This is a genomic window from Niveispirillum cyanobacteriorum, assembly GCF_002868735.1.
In the GTDB taxonomy this organism is placed as follows: Bacteria; Pseudomonadota; Alphaproteobacteria; order Azospirillales; family Azospirillaceae; genus Niveispirillum; species Niveispirillum cyanobacteriorum.
This window is the reverse complement of sequence record NZ_CP025614.1, coordinates 43714-63858: the sequence shown is the minus strand read 5'-3', so window position 1 is coordinate 63858 and position 20145 is coordinate 43714. Positions and strand designations below refer to the sequence as shown.

The 20145-nt window shown below is 66.2% G+C and carries 15 protein-coding genes; 11 read left to right on the top strand and 4 right to left on the bottom strand.

Annotated elements, in window-relative coordinates; translation table 11 throughout:
• The first annotated feature begins 15 nt into the window (after positions 1-15).
• From xylB to C0V82_RS25345, 5 genes are all read left to right on the top strand, one after another.
• Positions 16-777 carry a D-xylose 1-dehydrogenase gene (gene xylB / locus C0V82_RS25365; protein ID WP_102115249.1) on the top strand — a complete coding sequence of 254 codons (762 nt, stop codon included), beginning with the start codon at positions 16-18 and terminating at the stop codon, positions 775-777.
• The gene (locus tag C0V82_RS25360) at positions 774-1655 is read left to right on the top strand and encodes an SMP-30/gluconolactonase/LRE family protein (protein ID WP_102115248.1); all 882 of its coding nucleotides are present in this window, start codon (positions 774-776) and stop codon (positions 1653-1655) included. Before xylB ends, C0V82_RS25360 begins: the two co-directional genes overlap by 4 nt.
• On the top strand, positions 1652-3439 hold the full coding sequence (locus C0V82_RS25355) for an IlvD/Edd family dehydratase (protein WP_102115247.1): 1788 nt from the start codon (positions 1652-1654) through the stop codon (positions 3437-3439). The genes C0V82_RS25360 and C0V82_RS25355 overlap by 4 nt, the downstream gene beginning before the upstream one ends.
• Positions 3440-3503: 64 nt before the next feature.
• Positions 3504-4913, top strand: a complete 1410-nt coding sequence (locus tag C0V82_RS25350) for a sugar porter family MFS transporter (protein ID WP_102115246.1) — start codon at positions 3504-3506, stop codon at positions 4911-4913.
• Positions 4914-5021: 108 nt separating this feature from the next.
• Positions 5022-6071, top strand: a complete 1050-nt coding sequence (locus tag C0V82_RS25345; RefSeq protein WP_102115245.1) for a LacI family DNA-binding transcriptional regulator — start codon at positions 5022-5024, stop codon at positions 6069-6071.
• Positions 6072-6078: 7 nt separating this feature from the next.
• On the opposite strand, the gene C0V82_RS25340 is transcribed toward C0V82_RS25345, so the two are convergent.
• From C0V82_RS25340 to C0V82_RS25330, 3 genes are all read right to left on the bottom strand, one after another.
• The gene (locus tag C0V82_RS25340) at positions 6079-8508 is read right to left on the bottom strand and encodes a putative bifunctional diguanylate cyclase/phosphodiesterase (RefSeq protein ID WP_102115244.1); all 2430 of its coding nucleotides are present in this window, start codon (positions 8506-8508) and stop codon (positions 6079-6081) included.
• A 9-nt stretch (positions 8509-8517) separates the two neighbouring features.
• Entirely contained in the window at positions 8518-9480 is a 963-nt protein-coding gene (locus C0V82_RS25335; protein ID WP_158660217.1) for an ABC transporter substrate-binding protein, read from the bottom strand.
• 137 nt (positions 9481-9617) lie between these two features.
• Positions 9618-10973, bottom strand: a complete 1356-nt coding sequence (locus C0V82_RS25330) for a globin-coupled sensor protein (protein WP_158660216.1) — start codon at positions 10971-10973, stop codon at positions 9618-9620.
• A gap of 227 nt (positions 10974-11200) precedes the next feature.
• On the opposite strand from C0V82_RS25330, the gene C0V82_RS25325 reads away from it, so the two are divergent.
• Genes C0V82_RS25325 through C0V82_RS25310 form a run of 4 tightly spaced genes read left to right on the top strand, consistent with a single transcriptional unit; the run spans position 11201 to position 14932 of the window.
• On the top strand, positions 11201-11875 hold the full coding sequence (locus C0V82_RS25325; RefSeq protein ID WP_102115241.1) for a TetR/AcrR family transcriptional regulator: 675 nt from the start codon (positions 11201-11203) through the stop codon (positions 11873-11875).
• The gene (locus C0V82_RS25320) at positions 11872-12822 is read left to right on the top strand and encodes an HlyD family secretion protein (RefSeq protein ID WP_102115240.1); all 951 of its coding nucleotides are present in this window, start codon (positions 11872-11874) and stop codon (positions 12820-12822) included. The genes C0V82_RS25325 and C0V82_RS25320 overlap by 4 nt, the downstream gene beginning before the upstream one ends.
• The gene (locus tag C0V82_RS25315; protein ID WP_102115239.1) at positions 12819-13790 is read left to right on the top strand and encodes an ABC transporter ATP-binding protein; all 972 of its coding nucleotides are present in this window, start codon (positions 12819-12821) and stop codon (positions 13788-13790) included. The genes C0V82_RS25320 and C0V82_RS25315 overlap by 4 nt, the downstream gene beginning before the upstream one ends.
• Positions 13787-14932: an ABC transporter permease gene (locus C0V82_RS25310; RefSeq protein WP_102115238.1), complete on the top strand. Its 1146-nt coding sequence runs from the start codon at positions 13787-13789 to the stop codon at positions 14930-14932. Before C0V82_RS25315 ends, C0V82_RS25310 begins: the two co-directional genes overlap by 4 nt.
• On the opposite strand, the gene C0V82_RS25305 is transcribed toward C0V82_RS25310, so the two are convergent.
• Positions 14929-15807, bottom strand: a complete 879-nt coding sequence (locus C0V82_RS25305) for a LysR family transcriptional regulator (protein ID WP_102115237.1) — start codon at positions 15805-15807, stop codon at positions 14929-14931. The two genes, C0V82_RS25310 and C0V82_RS25305, sit on opposite strands and share 4 nt — an antisense overlap.
• Before the next feature lie 108 nt (positions 15808-15915).
• On the opposite strand from C0V82_RS25305, the gene C0V82_RS25300 reads away from it, so the two are divergent.
• Both C0V82_RS25300 and C0V82_RS25295 read left to right on the top strand, forming a co-directional pair.
• Positions 15916-17433, top strand: coding sequence for a proton-conducting transporter transmembrane domain-containing protein (locus C0V82_RS25300; RefSeq protein ID WP_102115236.1), 1518 nt, complete (start codon positions 15916-15918; stop codon positions 17431-17433).
• A 149-nt stretch (positions 17434-17582) separates the two neighbouring features.
• Positions 17583-19961: a YbcC family protein gene (locus C0V82_RS25295; RefSeq protein ID WP_102115235.1), complete on the top strand. Its 2379-nt coding sequence runs from the start codon at positions 17583-17585 to the stop codon at positions 19959-19961.
• Positions 19962-20145: the final 184 nt, after the last annotated feature.

Genomic DNA, 20145 nt, shown 5'->3' with positions numbered 1-20145 from the left:
CCCGGATTACCCATCATGACCCATGCGATTTACCCTAGCCTGCGCGGAAAGCGGGTGCTGATCACCGGCGGCGGTTCCGGCATCGGTGCCGGAATGGTGGAGGCGTTCGTCCGACAGGGGGCGCGCGTTCATTTCGTCGACGTGGCGGTGCAGGACAGCGAGGAGTTGGTGGCCAGCTTGGCTGGTGCCGAGGTGCCGCCGCGTTTCCAGCGCTGTGACCTGACCGACCTTGACGCCGTTAAATCCACCATCGACGGCATTGTCGCGGTCGAGGGTGGTATCGATATCCTGGTCAACAATGCCGCCAATGACGACCGCCACAAGGTGGAAGAGGTGACGCCGGAATACTGGGATAACCGCATGGCGGTGAACCTGCGTCACCTGTTCTTCGCGGCCCAGGCCGTGGCCCCATCGATGAAGGCCAATGGCGGCGGTGCCATCATCAATCTTGGCTCCATCTCCTGGCATCTGGCCTTGCCGGAAATCACCCTGTACCAGACAGCCAAGGCCGCGATTGAGGGCATGACCCGCGCGCTGGCCCGCGATCTGGGCGAGGATAATATCCGCGTCACCTGCGTCGTGCCGGGTGGCGTGAAGACCCCGCGCCAGATGCGCCTCTGGCACAATCCAGAGGAAGAGGCCCGCATGCTGGGCCTGCAATGCCTGAAGCAGCGTGTTGAACCGCGCGACATCGCGGCAATGGTGCTATTCCTGGCGTCCGACGACGCGCGGCTCTGTACCGCGCATAATTACTTCGTCGATGCGGGGTGGCGATGACCGATCTCTCATTCATCAAGCCGGAATGCCTTTGGGAACTGGGCGGCACGCTTCTGGAAGGGGCGTGCTGGGATGCGGCGGCATCCGTGCTGTGGTTTGTGGATATCAAGAAGAAGCATATCCACGGCTTCAACCCGGCCACAGGTGCGCGCGACACCTGGAACACGCCGGACCAGCCGGGCTTTGTCCTGCCCCGTGCCTCGGGCGGGCTGGTGGTGGGGATGCCGTTCGGGCTGTACCATTTCGCCCCGGAAACGGGCAGCTTCACCAGGCTGACCAGTGTCGAGGCCGACCGTGTGGGCAACCGCCTGAATGACGGTTTCACCGATGCCACGGGCCGTGTCTGGTTCGGCAGCATGGATGATGGGGAGAAGGCCGACAGCGGCGCCTTCTACCACTGGACCGGCGGCGACCCGGTGCGGGTGCTGGACGGTATCTGCATCACCAACGGCCCGGCGACCAGCCCGGATGGCAAGATCCTGTACCATACCGACACCCTGGGTCAGACGCTGTACGCCGCCGACATCCAGGCGGACGGCTCTATCGCCAACCGCCGCGTGTTCGCGAAGATCGGCAAGGATGAAGGCTATCCCGACGGCATGGCCGTGGATGCCGAGGGCTGTGTCTGGACCGGGCTGTTCTTCGGCTGGGGCATCCGCCGCTACGCGCCGGATGGCACGCTGCTGGGATTTGTGCGTTTCCCCGTTTCCAGCATCACCAAGCTGGCCTTTGGCGGCCCGGACCTGAAGACAGTCTATGCCACCACCGCCAACAAGGGCCTGTCGGCGCAGCAACTGGCGGAACAGCCGCTGGCCGGCGGTCTTTTCACCTTCCAAAGCCCTGTGGCGGGACTTCCGCCCGCAAAGGTCCGCGCATGAGCAGCGATAACAACGCCCCCCGCCGTTTCCGGTCCCGCGAATGGTTCGACGCGCCGGGCCGTGCCGACATGACAGCGCTGTATCTCGAACGCTTCATGAATTACGGCCTGACGCCCAAGGAATTGCGATCGGGCAAGCCCATCATCGGCATCGCACAGACGGGGTCGGACCTTAGCCCCTGTAACCGCATCCATGTGGAACTGGCCAAACGCACGCGCGACGGCATCCGCGATGCGGGCGGCATTCCGTTCGAATTCCCGGTCCACCCGATCTTTGAGAATTGCCGCCGGCCCACGGCGGCGCTGGACCGCAACCTCGCCTATCTGGGCCTTGTGGAGGTGCTGCACGGCTACCCTATTGATGCGGTTGTCCTGACCACCGGCTGTGACAAGACCACGCCGTCGGGCGTGATGGCGGCCAGTACGGTCGACATCCCGGCCATTGTGCTGTCGGGCGGGCCGATGCTGGATGGCTGGTTCGAGGGCGATCTGGTCGGGTCTGGCACCGTCATCTGGCGCGGTCGCCGCCGTCTTGCCGCCGGTGAGATCACGGAAGAGGAGTTCCTGGAACTGGCCGCCGCGTCGGCCCCCTCCGCCGGGCATTGCAACACCATGGGCACGGCCAGCACGATGAACGCCATTGCCGAGGTGCTGGGCCTGTCCCTGCCCGGCTGTGCCGCCATCCCCGCCCCTTACCGCGAACGCGGCCAGATGGCGTATGAGACCGGTGTGCGCATCGTGGAGATGGCCTATGAGGACCTGCGCCCGTCCAAGATCCTGACGCGCCAGTCCTTCATCAACGCCATCGTCGCCAATGCCGCCATCGGCGGATCGACCAATGCCCAGCCGCATATCGTGGCCATGGCCCGCCATGCCGGGATCGAAATCACGCATGATGACTGGCGCACTTATGGCTATGACGTGCCGCTGCTGGTGAACCTACAGCCCGCCGGCAAGTACCTGGGCGAACGCTTCCACCGCGCCGGCGGCGTGCCGGCGGTTCTGTGCGAACTGGCGGGGGCGGGCAAGATCGACACTACCTGCCTGACCGTCACTGGCAAACCCATTGCAGAGAATATCCAAGGCCGGGAAACGAACGACCGGGAAGTCATCTTCCCGTATGACAAGCCGCTTATGACCCGCGCCGGCTTCCTGGTGCTGAAGGGCAATCTGTTCGACTTCGCCATCATGAAGACGTCGGTGATCTCTGACGATTTCCGTCAGCGCTATCTGTCGCGGCCCGGTCATGAGGGCGTGTATGAGGGCCGCGCGATCGTCTTTGACGGGCCGGACGATTATCACGAGCGCATCAATGATCCGTCGCTGGCGATCGACGAGAACTGCATCCTGGTGGTGCGCGGGGCCGGCCCCCTGGGCTTCCCTGGCTCGGCAGAAGTGGTGAACATGCAGCCACCCGATGCCCTGCTGAAGCGCGGCATCAAAAGCCTGCCCACCATTGGCGACGGGCGGCAGTCGGGCACGTCCGACAGCCCGTCCATCCTGAATGCCAGCCCGGAATCGGCGGCGGGCGGTGGTCTGGCGCTGCTGCGCACGGGCGACATCATCCGGCTCGATATCAACAAGGGCACCTGCGACATGGTGGTGGCTGAGGCCGAGCTGGCGCGCCGACGGGCCGAAGACCCCGCCCCGCCCATCCCGGCCTCCAAGACGCCGTGGCAGGAGCTTTACCGCGATCATGTGGGCCAGCTGGACAGCGGCGGCTGCCTGGAAATGGCCCTGAAGTACCGTGGCGTGGCGGATGAAACGCCGCGCCACAATCACTGAGATTAGTGCGTTTCGGGGGGAAGGTCCCGGTTCGCCGGGGCCGAACAACAACAAGGAGACAGTGATGAGCGGTTCCCAGGAGGAACAGGTCAACATGGGATATGTCGCCGCCATTGTGGCGGTGGCGACCATCGGCGGCTTCATGTTCGGCTATGACAGTGGCGTCATCAACGGCACCGTGGAAGGTCTGAAGAAGGCCTTCAATTCCGACAGTATCGATACCGGCTTCAATGTCGCGTCGATCCTGCTGGGCTGTGCCGCCGGTGCGTTCAGCGCCGCGCGGCTGGCCGACATCATGGGCCGCCGCAATATGATGATGATCGCGGCCCTGCTGTTCATCCTGTCCGCCATCGGTACCGGTGCCGCCCACAGTTCTACCGTCTTCGTCCTGGCCCGCCTGATCGGCGGTCTGGCGGTGGGTGCGGCCTCCGTCCTTTCGCCGGCCTATATTTCCGAAGTGACCCCGGCCTCCATCCGGGGCCGCCTGTCCTCGGTGCAGCAGATCATGATCATCTCCGGTCTGACCGGGGCCTTTCTGGGCAATTACCTGATCGCCCATTATGCCGGCGGCTCGACGGAGCCGTTCTGGCTGGGTTATGAGGCTTGGCGCTGGATGTTCTGGGCACAGATCATCCCGGCCAGCCTGTTCTTCCTGGCCCTGCTGATCATCCCGGAAAGCCCGCGCTATCTGGTGGTGAAGGGCCGCGAGGATGAGGCCAGGGCCGTGCTGACCCGCCTGTTCGGCCCCGCCGCCGGTGCCGCCAAGGTCATCGAAATCCGCGAAAGCCTGGCCCAGGACCATCACAAGCCCAAGCTGTCCGACCTGATCGACAAGGCGTCGGGCAAGGTCCGCCCCATCGTCTGGGTCGGCATCGGTCTGGCCGTGTTCCAGCAGCTGGTCGGCATCAATGTCGTGTTCTATTACGGTGCCGTCCTGTGGCAGGCTGTGGGCTTCTCTGAGGCCGACGCCCTGCGCATCAACATCCTGTCGGGTGCCTTGTCCATCCTGGGCTGCCTTGCCTCCATGGCGCTGGTGGACAAGCTGGGGCGCAAGCCGCTGCTGGCCATCGGGTCGGCGGGCATGGCCATCACCCTGGGCATCATGGTCGCCTGCTTCGCGTCGGGTTCCATCGTCGATGGCAAGCTGCACCTGTCCGACAATGTCGGCCTGATCGCTCTGATCAGCGCCAATGCCTATGCGGTTTTGTTCAACTTCTCCTGGGGCCCCGTCATGTGGGTCATGCTGGGGGAGATGTTCCCCAACCAGATCCGTGGCTCTGGTCTGGCCGTGTCGGGCTTTGCCCAGTGGACGGCCAATTTCGGCATCACCATGACCTTCCCCATCATGCTGACCAGCATCGGCCTGACGGGTGCCTACGGCTTCTACGCCTTCTTCGCGCTCATCTCCTTCTTCTTCGTCCGCGCCATGGTGCATGAGACGAAGGGTCGGGAGCTGGAGAAGATGGAAGGTTGATGCGCCGGCGTGGGGCGGACGGGATATCAACCCTGTCCGCCCCACGAATTGGTTGCACCGCCTGCCCGGCGGGCCGATAAAGGGGCGGTTCAAGGTCCAGGGGGTAACATGGAAAGACAACGGCGGCGCGGTACCCAGGCGGTGACCATCCGTGAGGTGGCGGCCCGTGCCGGTGTTTCATCCATGACGGTGTCGCGCGTCATCAACAAGGATGACAAGGTCAACGAGAATACCCGCGCCCTGGTCGAAGCGGCGATCAAGGAACTGAACTACACGCCCAACCCCGCCGCCCGCCGTCTGGCCGGCTCAGAGGTGTTGCGCATCGGCCTGCTTTATTCCAACCCGTCCAGCGCCTATCTGTCGGAATTCCTGGTCGGCGCGCTGGATGAAAGCAGCCGTGAGGGCCACCAGCTGGTGGTGGAGAAATGCGCCGGCACGGCCAAGGCCACCGCCTCGGTGACCAAGCTGCTGGCCGGCGGCGTCAATGCCTTCATCCTGCCGCCGCCCTTGTGCGAGTCCAAGCCCATCCTGACCATGCTGGAAGAGGCCAATGTGCTGGCCGTGGCCGTGGCGACGGGTCGGCCCAACCCGCACCTGCCCACCATCCGCATCGATAATTACGCCGCATCCAAGCAGATGACGGAGCATCTGATTGGCCTGGGCCATCGCCGCCTGGGCTATATCAAGGGCAACAAGAACCAGTCGGCGTCGGACATGCGCTACCATGGTTTCATGGATGCCTGTACCGAGGCCGGGCTGAAACCCGCCGACATCCTGGTCGAACAGGGCCAGTATGATTACGCGTCAGGTCTGGAGGCGGCGGAAAAACTGCTGGATAGCAACCCGCGTCCCACCGCCATCTTCGCCGCTAATGACGATATGGCCGCCGCCACGATCTCTGTCGCGCACCGGCTGCATCTGGATGTGCCGGGCGACCTGTCGGTGGCCGGTTTCGACGATACGCTGATCGCCACCACCGTCTGGCCGCCGCTGACCACCATCCGTCAGCCCATCGCCGCCATGGGCAAGGCCGCCGTGGCCGCCCTGGCCAACGCCATGCGCAACAAATGGCAACCCGGCCGCAGCAGCGACGGGCCGGAACAGAAGCTGCTGGCCTATAAGCTGGTAAAGCGGGAAAGCACGATCCCGGTGGAATAGAACCGGATCACGTCCGCCCCGCCACAAACGCCGCCAGTGCTTCGGCCTCCATCGGGCGACCGAAATGCCAGCCCTGGCCGATATCGCAGCCAAGTTCCGTCAGGATGGCGGCGGTCTCCTCATTCTCCACCCCTTCCGCCACCACCTCCATGCCCAGATCATGGGCCAGGGTGATGACGGAGCCGACAATGTGGCGCGACCGGCGGCTGTCGGCCAGATCGCGGATGAAGCCCTGATCGATCTTGATCAGGTCGGCGGGCAGATGCTTCAGGTAGGAAAGCGAGGCATAGCCGGCACCGAAATCATCGATCGCCACCTTTACCCCCGCCGCGCGCAGCCGGGCCAGGACGCCGGCCGTCCGGTCCAGATTCTCCATCACCGCCGTTTCCGTCACCTCGATCTCCAGCCGGCCCGTGGGAACGCCAGCCTGATGCACGATATCCATCAGCCCATCCAGCCAGATGGGATCGGCCAGTTCCTTGACCGAGGCATTGATGGAGATGACGGCATCACGCGGCAGGCCCAGCCCGCCGGATGACAGATGCTCCAAAGTGCGCTTGGCCACCAGCCGGTCGATATCCCCCACCAGCCCAATCCGTTCCGCCACCGGAATGAACAAGGCTGGCCCAGGCCCCGGCCTGCTGTCCGCACGCCGCCAGCGCACCAGCGTCTCCACCCCCCGCACGCTGCCGTCGCGCAACCGAACCTGCGGCTGGAAGACGGGGTACAGCAGGCCGGTGGCGATGGCGGCGGGCAGTTCGGCGGCCACTGCCGTGCGTTCCCGGATGGCACCCGCCACCTGATCATCATAGGTGACGACGGGGCTGGCCCGCTGATCCGCCGTCTGCGTGGCCCAACTGGCACCGGCATCCTGGGCCAGCAGCAGCGCCTCCCGGCTTTCATAGGCCTGGGCGCGGGGCAGGACGACGAAATGCACATCAGGCAGCATGGACAGCCCGCCCAGATCGACCCCGTCACGGAAGGCCACCGACAGGGTCGCGGTCAGATAAGGATCGGCCTCCCCGCCCGGTGTCGCGACAGCATAGGCCAACTGTGTCCGCGTCAGGCGGGCCGACAGCTCGCAATGGTTCAGCAATTCCTGGATGCGGCGGTTGATGGCGCCCATGACAGGCGTTTCCACCTGCGGGCCGAAGGTTACCACCAGATCATCCAGATTGCGGACATGGGCCAGCAACACCCAGAACCCTTCCCCATCCGCCCCCTGTTCCAGCAGGCCCGGCAGTTCCGCTGTCCAGGACCGGCGGTTCAGCAGATCAAGGTCAAGATCGCGATGCGCCAGCCGGTGCATGGCGATCTCCGCCTCGCGCTCCGCCGTCACATCGCGCATCACGGCGGTGAAATGCAGACCGCTGCTCAGTTCCAACCGCCCCACCGACAGCCAGGCCAGAAAGGTGGAGCCATCGGCCCGCTTCGCCACCACTTCCCGTCCCTTGCCGATGACCCGGGCCTGACCGGTATCCATGTAGGAGCGGACATATTGGTCGTGGCTGCCGCTGTCATGGTCCGTCATCAGCATGGTGATGTTGCGACCGATCAGCATTTCCACAGGATGGCCGAACAGCTGCCCCACGGCGCGGTTGGCCTGCAGGATGGTGCCATTGGCATCGATGGTAATGATCCCGTCCACGGCTGTATCCAGGATCGACTGCAATTCCCGCTCCCGCCGACGCAGGGCCGACAGGGCGTGGTTCAGCACCAGCGTGAAATCGCGCAATTCCCGGATGCCGGTGCGGGAGGGCAGGCGCAGCGGTTCATCCCCGCCCCCGACGCGCGACAGGCGGGTCGCCATGCTGGCAACCGGCACAATGATGAGCCGCACCGACAGGAACAGCAGCAGCCCGACCAGCACCAGCAGCACGCCGCCCAGGATCAGGCTCTGGTTCAACAGGTCGGCGCGGGCCTGCGCCATGACCCAGTCGATACGCCGCACCAGGACCAGATACCCGGCCAGCGGGCTGGACGCGCCGGACAGACGGACCCCGTCCGTCACGGGCCAGCAGCCCGCCACCCATTTCTCCCCATCGCCCAGCACCAGCCCGCGCCCGCAGGCGCGTTCGGCAACCGCCTTGCGCAACGGGGTCGGCACCAGATCCAGGGTTGAAAGGCTGGTATCCTGGAACAGGATGTTGTTGGCGAAACTCAGCCGGTCATCCTTGCCGATCAGAAAGACATGGTCGGCACGGGTGCGCAGGGCGGCCCTGTCGATGGCATCGACATCCATCCCGTCCGGTCCTTCGACATGGTGCGATATTTCCGACGCCATGGCGGCCCCTGTCTGGGCAAAGGCCTGCCTTTCGCGTTCCACCACATCATGGATCATAGCGGGATAGGCCAGAAGCCAGACCGCCAACCCGATCAGGACCACGCCCAGCAGCGGCGGGAACAGCATGAGGCGCAGAAGGGTGGGCTGCATCATGGCGTCCCCCTATCGCGGCAGATATGTCGGGTCGAGAAGGGGATCGACCGGTCCTTGCGTCTGCCCCGCCGCCATCAGCCAGCGGCGCACCGGCTCCAGCGCCCGCGTACCCGGTGCCAGCAGGGCCTGGCTGCCGGTGCTGTCGGGGAAATCCAGGCCCGACAGCACACGGGCCAGCTGTTCGCGCGTCATGCCCTGCCGCTGTGCGACCCGGTCCAGCCATTCCGGTTGCCCACCCGTCAACATACCGACACCGCGGTACCAGGCAGACAAGAGCCGTCGCAGCGCTTCGTCACGCCCCGCCAACCGGTCCCGGCGCAGGGCCAGCACATCCACCACTTCACCCGCGATGGCGGCGCTGTCGAAGACGCGAACGGCCCCACGCCCTTCCAGCCGACCGACCAGCGGTTCATAGCTGACCAGATAATCAAGCTTGTGCTTGGCGAACGCCTCTTCGTGGTCGCCCGCCGCCACCTGCACCACCTGCACCTGTGCCGGCAACACGCCACGGCGTTCCAGGAACCGGTGCAGGACAAAGGCACCGACCCCTTCGGTTTCCACCCCGATGCGTTTTCCGGCAAGGGACGCCTGCGCCACGTCACCCGACCGGGCCAGAACGACATCGGCCCCGCGTGAGATGTCCAGGACGGCCAGGATCGCCATGGGCCGTCCCGCCGCCTCCAGCCGCATCACCTCATCCATGGTCAGGGCCGCACCATCCAGGCTGCCGGACGACAGGGCCTCCATCAGGGCCGGCGACGACCGCGCCTCCACCAGCGTCACATCTTCCGGCAGGTGCCCGGCGGCACGGGCCAGATGGAACGGCTCATAGCCCAGCCAGAGATTGGTACCGATCTGCAAGGGTCGTTCCGGCTGCGGAATAACCTTGAAGATGCCGCCGGCCAACAGGGCGCAACCCGACAGCAGCAGCAACGCCGCCACGCCATAGCCGGTACGGGCCTGTCGATCCATCGCGCCCTCCTGTTGCCACGACGGGCAACCCCTTCCCGGCACAATCATACAGCCAAGCGTGAGAAACCAGAAGCGGCATCGCGCGGGCGGCGGGAAATTATCAGTTTCCGACAGTGGGTTAGAACATCAGCTTATTCTTATTTTGCCCCACGCAGTTCCGCAATGAAACTGTCAAACCCATGGCGCAGCCCCTCGGCCTCCTGCGACAGGATGGCCGAGGCATGGCCCACCTCGCCCGCAGCCGTACCAACGGCATCGGCGGCACCCGACACGCCGGACACATTCTCACCCACCTCAGCCGTCGCCATGGCCGCCATCTGCACATTGCGGGCGATTTCCTTGGTGGCGGCCCCTTGCTGTTCCATGGCAGCGGCGATGGTGCCAGAAATCTGGTCCATCTCGCGGATGGTGCGGTCGATGGCGGCGATGGCGTCCACCGCCTTGCCCATGCGGCCCTGCATCTCCGCGACCTGCCGCGCAATATCCTCTGTCGCGCGGGCCGTCTGACTGGCCAGTTGCTTGACCTCACCCGCGACCACGGCGAAACCCTTGCCCGCCTCGCCCGCCCGCGCTGCCTCAATGGTGGCGTTGAGGGCCAGAAGGTTGGTCTGTTCGGCAATGTCCGCGATCAGGTCCACGACCTGATTGATGCGTCCCGCCGCCTCGGCCAGAGCGCCGATGGTGGCGTCGGCATTGCCGGCCTCCACCACCGCCTCACGCGCCACGCTGGTCGACCGCGACACCTGGTTCACGATCTCCCCGATGGAGGCGGACAGTTCCTCCGACGCCGAGGCGACCGTGCTGACATTGTCGGTGGCGCGATCGGCAGCCGTCTGCGCGGCACGGGCCAGATCGGTGGTTTCCGTCACTGATTGCCGCATCTGCCGGGCGCTGCCATCCAACTGCGTCGCCGCCTGCGCCACGCCATCCACCATATGGCGGACATGGGCATCCAGGCGGCCGGAGATTTCATCCAGCTGCCGGGCATGGCGGGCTGCGTTCTCGTCCAGATAGACTGAGATGACCATATCCATGTCCAGCATCACGGCCAGATTGATGGCGCGCATGGTCTCTGCCAGTTTCGCCTCAGCCTGGGCCGGTTGCCAGCGGCTGCTGGACCCCGTCACCAGCGCCTTATACAGCCGCGACAGGGTCGTGGCGTAAGCGCCCATATACCAGCGCGGCTCCAACCCCAGTACGGAATGCACGCGCCCGATGGCCTTCACGCTGCTGAAATAGCCCTCGTCGAAACGGCCCGTGAACAGGTTCAGCCAATGTTCCAACTGACGGTCGCGCGCATGGCGCAGTGCTGCATCATTGCGGAACATCTTCATCATCTCCGGCCAGCGTCGGAGATCGGCATAGAACGCGTCGATGATCCCTGGCAGCACCGCCGCGATTTGGGGTCGCACTGCGGCCAGTGAAGCCCGCACCCCGGCATCAATACCCACAAAGGCCAGACGTTCTTCTCGCTCAGCGATGGTATTTTCCATGGGCGGCTCCATCAGTTGGCTTGGCATCCATTTGCCGGGCGAAGGTTAAGGAAATGCTAAAATACATTTAATAGCAAATGGTTGATGCAACAAATCGTGGCATACACGACCAAAGTCGAAACATTCAAGCCCGATTTTTTCACGATATCGATAGCATTGGGGGCGCCCTTGACTCTGCCGCCGATTGGCGTCAATAATGACTGACCGTTCAGTAATTAGGTTGGTGAATGAACGATCTGCCCCGCCCCCGGACCCGCCGCAAACAGGCGCGACCCGCCGAACTGCTGTCCGCCGCCCTGGATTGCTTCGTGGAGAAGGGCTTCGCCGCCACGCGCATGGACGATATCGCCCGCCGGGCCGGCGTCGCGAAGGGCACCTTCTATCTCTACTTCCCCTCCAAGGAGGCGGTGTTCGAGGCGCTGGTGCGTGAAACGCTGCTGCCCCGTATCGCGGCGGTGGAGCTGTCGAACACCACGGCCGGTCTGGGTGCCGAGGCGAAGTTGCGCGCCATCCTGTCCATGCTGGGCCAGGTGCTGGCCGATCCCAAACTGGTGGCCATCCCAAAACTGGTGCTGGCAGAGGCCGGGAACTTCCCCGACATGGCCCGTTTTTACCGGCGGGAGGTCATCGGGCGGGGTCAGGCGCTGCTGACCTCCCTGTTTCGCGAAGGGGTTGAGAGGGGGGAGTTCCGGCCCCTGCCCGACCTGGAAATCCTGGCGCGCCTGTTCCTGGGTCCCATCGTGCTGACGGCCCTGTGGCAGACCACCTTCGCGCCGGTGGAAGACACGCCGATGCCCATCGACCGGCTGCTATCCACCCATGCCGACCTGTTCTTGAATTCTATAAAGGCCCCAAACGGCACCGGGGGTGCCATGGGTGCGCGCACCGGAGGTGCCTCATGATCCGCCGCCTGCTTCCCCTCGCCCTGCTGCTCCCCCTCGCCGCCTGCGGCCCGTCCAGCGATACGGGCGCATTCCAGGGCTATGTCGAGGGTGACTATCTGCGCATCGCCGCACCGGAAGCCGCCTGGATCAGCGCGGTTCCTGTGACAGAGGGGACATTGGTCAAGAAAGGCCAGCCCCTTTTCACCTTGGAAGACACCGCCGCGCAGGCAGCGCTGGCAGAGGCGAAGGCCGGGCTGGCCCAGGCCGAAGCGGCGCTGGCCGACCGCCGCCAGGGGGCGCGGGCGGAAGAGATCGCGGGGCTGGAGGCGCAACGCCGACAGGCCGACGCCGCCCTGAAGCTGGCCCGCCAGGATCTGGAGCGGCAGAAATCCCTGGCCGCCGACAATGTCGCTGCCCGCGCCAAGCTTGAGCAGGCGCAATCCACCGCCACCCAGGCCGCAGCAAGGCTGGAGCAAGCCAGCGCCGCCCTGGCCACGGCCCGCCTGCCCGCCCGCCCTGATCAGGTGGCGGCGGCAGAGGCAGCCGTGGCCGCCACCCGCGCAGCCCTGGCCCAGGCCGAATGGCGACTGTCGCAGCGCCATATCGACAGCCCGACCGACGCTTTGATCGATGATATCGTGCGCCGGCCCGGCGAATGGGTGCCCGCCGGCGGCGTGGTGGTCAGCCTGCTGCCGCCCGGCCATGTGAAGCTGGTGCTGTTCGTACCTGAGGGGCGGCGGGCGGCCCTGACACCGGGCGGCACGCTGTCTGTCAGTTGCGACGGTTGCAAGCCCGGCCTGTCCGCCCGCATCACCCGCATCGCGGCAGAGGCCGAATATACACCGCCTGTCATCTACAGCCGCGAAACCCGCGCCAAGCTGGTCTATCGGGTGGAAGCGGCCCTGACCCCCGACCCCGCCGCCCTGTCCCCCGGACAGCCGGTTTCGGCGGAGCCGGCACCATGACAGGCGCAGACCCCGCCATCGCCATCGATGTTCACGGCCTGACCAAGCGGTTTGGCGACCGGACCGTGGTGGACAATGTCTGCCTGCGCGTGGGCAAGGGCCGTATCCACGGCTTCCTGGGGCCCAATGGCAGCGGCAAGACCACCACCATCCGCATGCTGTGCGGCCTGCTGGTCCCCGATGCCGGTGAGGGGACCTGCCTGGGCTTTGATATCCGCCGCGATGCCTGGGCCATCAAGCAGCGGGTCGGCTATATGACCCAGAAATTCAGCCTCTATGAAGACCTGACCATCAAGGAGAACCTGGATTTCGTGGCCCGCCTCTATGCCTTGGCCGACCGGCCCCGGCGGGTGACGGCGGCGCTGGACCGGTTGGGCCTGTCGCACCGCAAGGATCAACTGGCGGGCACCCTGTCGGGCGGCTGGAAACAGCGTCTGGCGCTGGCCGCCTGTATCCTGCATGAACCGTCGCTGCTGCTGCTGGATGAACCGACGGCGGGCGTGGACCCAAAGGCGCGGCGCGAATTCTGGGACGAGATTCATGCCCTGGCCGCCGACGGCATGACCGTCCTGGTCAGCACCCATTACATGGACGAGGCGGAGCGCTGTCACCGCATCGCTTACCTTGCCTATGGAAGGTTGCTGGCCGATGGAACGGTGGAGGAGGTAGTGGCCGGCTCCGGCCTCTCCACCTGGCATGTCTCCGGCCCGCCCGACCATATCGCCGCCCTGGACCGGGCGCTGCGCGGACAGAAGGGCGTCAGCATGATCGCCCCGTTTGGCAATACCCTGCATGTCAGCGGGCCGGATGCCGCTACCCTGAACGCCACCGTCGCGCGCTTCCGGGATCAGGCGGGGCTGGACTGGCGGCGCGGCGATCCCACGCTGGAGGATGCCTTTATCCATCTGATGGGATCGGTACCGGACAATTTCCAGGCCAAGGCCCCCAAGGGAGGGCAAGCGGCATGAACAGCCTGTCCCCCCGCTTCTCCCCCGCCCGGCTGGTCGCGATCATCATCAAGGAGTTTATCCAGATGAAGCGCGACCGCCTGACCTTCGCCATGATGGTCGGCATCCCGTTGATCCAGCTGATGCTGTTTGGTTTTGCCATCAATGCGGACCCCAAACATCTGCCCACCGCCGTGCTGAACCATGACAACAGCGAATTCAGCCGGGCCATCATCAGCGCCTTGCAGACCAGCAATTATTTCGAACTGACCCTGACCGCCGACAGCCCGGAACAGCTGGACCTGCTGCTGGATCAGGGCAAGGTGCAGTTCGCCGTGGAAATCCCCACCGGCTTCGGCACCGACCTGATGCGCGGCGAACGCCCGGCCCTGCTGGTCATGGCCGACGCCACCGACCCCGCCGCCACGGGTAACGCCGTCGGTGCCCTGCAACGCATTCTGGACAGCGTCACGGCCGGCACCCTGACGGGGCCGCTATCCACCCTGGCCCCCACGCCGGGGCCGGTGGAGCTGCGCGTGCATCGCCGCTACAACCCGGAGGGGCTGACGCAGCATAATATCGTGCCGGGCCTGATGGGCACCATCCTGACCATGACCATGATCATCATGACCGCCCTTGCCGTGACGCGGGAGCGGGAGCGCGGGACCATGGAGAACCTGCTGGCCATGCCCGTGCGCCCGACAGAGGTGATGCTGGGCAAGCTGGCCCCCTTTATCCTGGTGGGCGCTGTGCAGGTGATGGTGATCATGGGGGCAGCACGCCTGCTGTTCGGGGTGCCCATGCTGGGCAATCCGCTGGCCCTGATCTGCGGCATGATCATCTTCATCACGGCCAACCTGGCTGTCGGCTTCCTGTTCTCCACGCTGGCCCGTAATCAGTTGCAGGCCATGCAGATGAGTTTCTTTTTCTTCCTGCCGTCGATCCTGATGTCCGGCTTCATGTTCCCCTTCCGGGGCATGCCCGCCTGGGCGCAGGTGATCGGGGAGGGGTTGCCCCTGACGCATTTCCTGCGCGTGGTGCGCGGTGTTATGCTGAAGGCCAGCGGCTTTCCACAGGTCTGGCCCGACCTGTGGCCCATGCTGGTCTTCCTGCTGGCGGTATCTGTGCTGGCTGTGAAGCGCTATCGGCAGACGCTAGATTAACGTCGCTGCGCCAGAAGGTCCCGCAGCAGCGGGTTGGGGAAGCGCCGGTCGAGCGTAACGGCGAGGAAGCTTTCGGCCATACCGGGAAGGGTCGTCGCCTCGCGCAACAGGCCGGTGCTCAGCTCATCCTGCACGACGATGGCAGGGATGACGGCGATGCCGGCATCTTCGCGCACCATCAGACGGATCATGGCCATGTCATCCACCTCCGCCGCGATGCGCACGGTCACGCCCAGCCGCGCCACCAGCGCATCAAAGGCCGCCCGCAGCGCCGTTTCCGGCGTGGGCAGGATCAGCGGGTGGCTGGTCAACAGCTCCGCCAGCGCCACCCGCCCCGGACCCAGCCGGGCCGGTGTGGCGATCAGGCTGACCGGCTGTTCATCCAGCGGGTAAATCAGATAGGGGCTGGCCGCATCGCGCGGCGGGGCCAGATTGGTCAACACCACATCCAGGGCCAGCGCGTCCAGCCCGCGCAGCAGCTCCCCCTGCGATCCCGACCGCAGCACAATCTCCACATCCGGGCGGGCCAGCAACGGGCGCAGAAACCCGATCTGGAAGTTGCGGGACAAGGTCGCCAGCGCGCCGATGCGCAGCGCCCGGCGGCCACCGGCGGCATTGCGCAGGGTGGCGCTCAAATCCTCTGCCGTGCGGAAAATCGCTTCCGCATGGTCCAGCGCAATGCGCCCCGCCTCCGTCAGGATCAGGCCCCTGCCCTGCCGTTCGAACAGGTCATGGCCCAGATGCTCCTCCAGGGTGCGCAGCTGCGTCGACAGGGCCGATGGCGACAGGTTCAGTTGCCGCGCCGCCCCCGTCAGGGTGCCGTTGCGCGCCACCGCCCGGAACAGGCGCAGATGGTGAAGATTAAGGATAGCCATGGGCTATTTCTATAAAATAGAACGCTAACGATCAAAAGATGTAATTTTCTGGAAGTCATGAAGCGGCTATTACCGTCGGGAAATTCACATACCCCCCTGGAGAGGTCGATGATCCTGTCGAGCCTTGCCCCGGCTGCTTTGGCGGTCGTGGCGGCTGCTGCCTTGTTGCGCCCTGGCCGCCGCCCGAAACCCATCCCCGCCCTGGCCGAGATCGCGGCCTTGCTGGCCTTTGCCCTGTGCATCGCCGGGACTGTACAGTTCGCCCTGGACGGTCCCGTCACCGAGGGACCGCTGCGCCTGTCGATGATCGGGGCGGTGATGGCACCGCTGGTCGGTTTCATCGGCTGGATTGTGCTGCGCTACAGCCGCACCTATCTGGACGGGGCCGACCGCGAGGGGCGGTTTCATGGTTTGATGCTGATGGTGCTGGCGCTGGTGCTGCTGCTGGTGCAGGCCGGCAGTCTGTGGCTGCTGGCCGCCTGCATGATCGCCATCGGTCTGGTCCTGCGTCAGTTGCTGCTGTTCTACCCGGACCGCGCCCCGGCACAGCGCGCAGCGGCGAAATTCACGCGGGTCTGGGCCGCCGGTGACGTGGCACTCGCCATCGCGGCGGGACTGCTGTGGGTCGCGTTCGGCACAGACAGCATCACCGCCATCAATGACGCGGCGAAGGCCGGCAGCACCCCGGCCCTGGCGGGGGCCGCCGTCGGCTTCCTGGTCCTGGCGGCCCTGCTGAAGACGGCGTCCTTCCCGCTGCATGGCTGGCTGACAGAGGTGATGGAGGCCCCGACGCCCGTGTCGGCCCTGCTGCATGCCGGCATCATCAATTCCGGCGGGTTCCTGCTGATCACCTTTGCCTGGGTGGTGCAGGGCAGCACCGGGTCGATGGCGGCCCTGGTGCTGCTGGGCGGGCTGACCTCGCTGTTTGGTGCGCTGGTCATGCTGACGCAGAGTGCGGTGAAGACGGCGCTGGCCTGGTCCACGGTGGCGCAGATGGGCTTCATGCTGCTGCAATGCGGCCTGGGCCTGTGGCCGCTGGCCCTGCTGCATATCGTGGCCCACTCTCTCTATAAGGCACATGCCTTCCTGTCGTCGGGCGGTGCCGTGGCGGCGGTGAAGGAGGTTCGGCGGCCCGGCGCGGTAGCGACGCCGGGACTTGCTGCGGTGGCGCGTGCCTTCCTGCTGGCCCTGGCGCTTTATGGCATGGTCGCTGTCGGCTTCACCCTGATCTGGGGACCGAAATCGCCGCAGGCCCTGGCGCTGGGGGCGATCCTGGTGTTCGGTGTCGCCTATCTCGTGGCTCAAGGTCTGGCCGATGCGGCCCCGCGCGCCCTGACCCGGCGCACCCTGACGGCCTCTGCCGCCGCCACGCTGGCCTATTTCGGGTTCCAGTCGCTGGCGATCCTGGTGGTCAATGGCGCTCTGCCTGGCGTGCCCGACGCTGGCCCCCTGGAATGGGCGCTGATTGCCCTGACGGTCCTGTCCTTCGGTGTGGTGGCCGTGGCGCAGGCCCTGTTCCCCCACTGGGCACACCATCCGGCCGCCGCCGGCCTGCGGGTGCATGTCGCCAACGGCTTCTACCTCAACGCCGCCTTTGACCGCCTGATCGGCGGGTTCCGCGCCTGAACTGGGCAAGGGGCGATCGTAGCGCGGATTAGCGAAGCGTAATCCGCGGAGCGACGCCGAAGACGGGGTTCCCGCGGATTACGGCTGACGCCTAATCCGCGCTACCAAATCGCCACCAAGAGACCGCCAGTATCACCTGGAGAAGAGCCATGTTCCAGCAACTGCCCGACATCTCCCCAGCACCGGCCAAGGCGCTGTTCGCCGCCGCCAATGGGGCCGTGCGGGCCATCCCGCCATCCTTCCCCCTGGACGCCACCGTCGCCGTCAACCCCTTCCTGGGCCAGACGGGCGAGGATCTGGCCCAGGCCAGTGCGCGGCTGGCACGGGTCGGCGGGGTGAGGCTGACCCAGGCCCGCCCCGCCTATGCGGCCATGGTTGATAAGGGCGAGATCATTGAGGCCGACCTTCAGGCGGCCCTGGACGACTGCACCCACCCGCTGAAGCCAGCCAGCCTGTCGGCGCTGAACGTGGCCTTGCGGTTGGACGGGAACAGCCCGCGCCTGCTGCCCACCGTTGCCGATCTGGCGGCGCGGGCCACCGGCACCGACTGGCCCGCCATCATCGCGCGCTGTGTCGGCCTGTGGGCCGCCGGCTATTTCGACCGGGGGCAGGCGCTGTGGACGCCGGCCCCCGGTGCCTCGGCCTTTGCCGCCTGGCGGGAATGGGCGACGCATGACCTTACGCCGGAACTGGCGGGCCTGTCCGGCTTCTGCCGGCATGTGGCGGCCAGTCCGGACACGCCGGAGCGCGCCTTGCTGCGGGCCGCCGACAGCCTGGGTCTGGACGGTGCCGCCGCCGGGACGGCCTTCCATCGGCTGCTGGTCGATCTGGGCGGCTGGGCCCAGCATGCGCGCTGGCTGCTGTGGCAGGCCGAACTGTCGGGCGGCAGCGACGGCACCCTGACCGATCTTCTGTCCATCCGCCTGATCTGGGAAGAGGCGCTGCTGACCCAGCTGCCGTCGCTGCGCGCGGAATGGGAGGGTGTGGTGGCCGCCCATGCACGGCCCGTCGAACCCGATGCCGACATGGTGATCGACTGCATCCTGCAACAAGCCGCCGAACGCGCACATCAGCGGGGGCTGGCGACCCTGCTGCCCGGTATCGAGCCGACACAGGCGGCGGAGCGGCCCTGGCTGCAGGCTGCCTTCTGCATCGATGTGCGGTCCGAACCGTTCCGCCGTGCCCTGGAAAGCCTGGACCCCGGCATTTCCACCCTGGGCTTTGCCGGCTTCTTCGGCCTGCCCGTGGCGCACCGGGGTACGGCGTCCGACCTGATCGAGGCCCGGTTGCCCGTCCTGCTGTCGCCGCGCATGCATTCCCATGCCTGCACCGCCCCGCACAAGGACACCCGCCAGCGCATCGCGGCGCGGGCCGTGCGCGCCTTTGGCCGGTTCCGGCAGGCCGCCGTCTCCTCCTTCGCGTTTGTGGAGGCCGCCGGTCCCTTCTACGGGGCCAAGCTGCTGCGTGACGCCCTGGGTCTGGGTCGCAGCAACGGCCCCGACGCCGCCCCCGTCCTGACACCTGGCCTGTCGGCGGCGGACAAGGCGGCGACGGCGGCCACCGTGTTGAAGGCCATGTCCCTGACCAGGGGGCATGGGCGGCTGGTCCTGCTGTTGGGCCATGGTGCCCATGTCACCAATAACCCGCATGAAAGCGCCTACCATTGCGGGGCCTGCGGCGGGCATAAGGGCGATGTCTCGGCCCGGTTGCTGGCGGCACTGTTGAACGATGCGGAGGCGCGGGCCGGGCTGCCGGCCCATGGTGTCGAGCTGCCCGCCGACACGCTGTTCCTGGCCGGTCTGCATGACACCGTCACCGACGGTGTGACCCTGTATAATGACGCCCCGCGCCGCAGCCATGAGGCCGATATCGCCAAGGCCCGCGACATGCTGGACCGGGCCGCCCGCCAGAACCGGATCGAACGCGCCGCCCGCCTGCCCGGTGCCACGGGCACCAATCTGGCCGCACGCGCCCGCAACTGGGCGGAGGTGCGGCCGGAATGGGGTCTGGCCGGCTGCGCCGCCTTCATCGCCGCCCCGCGCGCCGTCACGGCCCGCAGCGACCTGAAGGGCCGCGCCTTCCTGCATTCCTATAACTGGCAGGAGGATGCGGGCTTCGGCACGCTGGAACTGATCCTGACGGCCCCGGTGGTCGTGGCCAGCTGGATCAGCCTGCAATATTACGGGTCCGCCGTGGCACCGGACCTGTTCGGCGGCGGCGACAAGCTGATCCACAATGTCACGGCCGGGATCGGCGTGGTGGAAGGCAATGGCGGCCGCCTGCGCGCCGGCCTGCCCTGGCAGGCGGTGCATGATGGCGAGGGTCTGGCCCATGCCCCCCTGCGCCTGTCGGTGATGGTGGAAGCGCCCGAACAGGCCATCGCCGACATCCTGAACCGTCATCCGGGCGTAAAGGCCCTGTTCGACAATGGTTGGCTGTCGCTGTTCACCCTGGACCAGGGCCGCATCAAATCCCGCTGGCGTCCCGGTGCCGGCTGGGACAGCGCCGGCATGGCCAGGGCCGCCTGAATTCGGGGGGGGGCAGACAGGCCCCCCAACCACCAAATGCAACCAAGTGAAACAGAAAATGAGGGGGTGTTTCACCGTTCACGCCATTCCAGGATCGACAGCCGGCGGCTGCCGACAAGGATAGGCGCAGAAAGGGCGTGACGGGCATCATCATATCAGAATCCGGGGGGAAAGAGAACGGTCG

Excerpts from the sequence above, each read along its gene's own strand:
- xylB (WP_102115249.1), top strand. The coding sequence starts at position 16 with ATGACCCATGCGATTTACCCTAGCCTGCGCGGAAAGCGGGTGCTGATC.
- C0V82_RS25360 (WP_102115248.1), top strand. The coding sequence starts at position 774 with ATGACCGATCTCTCATTCATCAAGCCGGAATGCCTTTGGGAACTGGGC.
- C0V82_RS25355 (WP_102115247.1), top strand. The coding sequence starts at position 1,652 with ATGAGCAGCGATAACAACGCCCCCCGCCGTTTCCGGTCCCGCGAATGG.
- C0V82_RS25350 (WP_102115246.1), top strand. The coding sequence starts at position 3,504 with ATGAGCGGTTCCCAGGAGGAACAGGTCAACATGGGATATGTCGCCGCC.
- C0V82_RS25345 (WP_102115245.1), top strand. The coding sequence starts at position 5,022 with ATGGAAAGACAACGGCGGCGCGGTACCCAGGCGGTGACCATCCGTGAG.
- C0V82_RS25340 (WP_102115244.1), bottom strand. The coding sequence starts at position 8,508 with ATGATGCAGCCCACCCTTCTGCGCCTCATGCTGTTCCCGCCGCTGCTG.
- C0V82_RS25335 (WP_158660217.1), bottom strand. The coding sequence starts at position 9,480 with ATGGATCGACAGGCCCGTACCGGCTATGGCGTGGCGGCGTTGCTGCTG.
- C0V82_RS25330 (WP_158660216.1), bottom strand. The coding sequence starts at position 10,973 with ATGGAAAATACCATCGCTGAGCGAGAAGAACGTCTGGCCTTTGTGGGT.
- C0V82_RS25325 (WP_102115241.1), top strand. The coding sequence starts at position 11,201 with ATGAACGATCTGCCCCGCCCCCGGACCCGCCGCAAACAGGCGCGACCC.
- C0V82_RS25320 (WP_102115240.1), top strand. The coding sequence starts at position 11,872 with ATGATCCGCCGCCTGCTTCCCCTCGCCCTGCTGCTCCCCCTCGCCGCC.
- C0V82_RS25315 (WP_102115239.1), top strand. The coding sequence starts at position 12,819 with ATGACAGGCGCAGACCCCGCCATCGCCATCGATGTTCACGGCCTGACC.
- C0V82_RS25310 (WP_102115238.1), top strand. The coding sequence starts at position 13,787 with ATGAACAGCCTGTCCCCCCGCTTCTCCCCCGCCCGGCTGGTCGCGATC.
- C0V82_RS25305 (WP_102115237.1), bottom strand. The coding sequence starts at position 15,807 with ATGGCTATCCTTAATCTTCACCATCTGCGCCTGTTCCGGGCGGTGGCG.
- C0V82_RS25300 (WP_102115236.1), top strand. The coding sequence starts at position 15,916 with ATGATCCTGTCGAGCCTTGCCCCGGCTGCTTTGGCGGTCGTGGCGGCT.
- C0V82_RS25295 (WP_102115235.1), top strand. The coding sequence starts at position 17,583 with ATGTTCCAGCAACTGCCCGACATCTCCCCAGCACCGGCCAAGGCGCTG.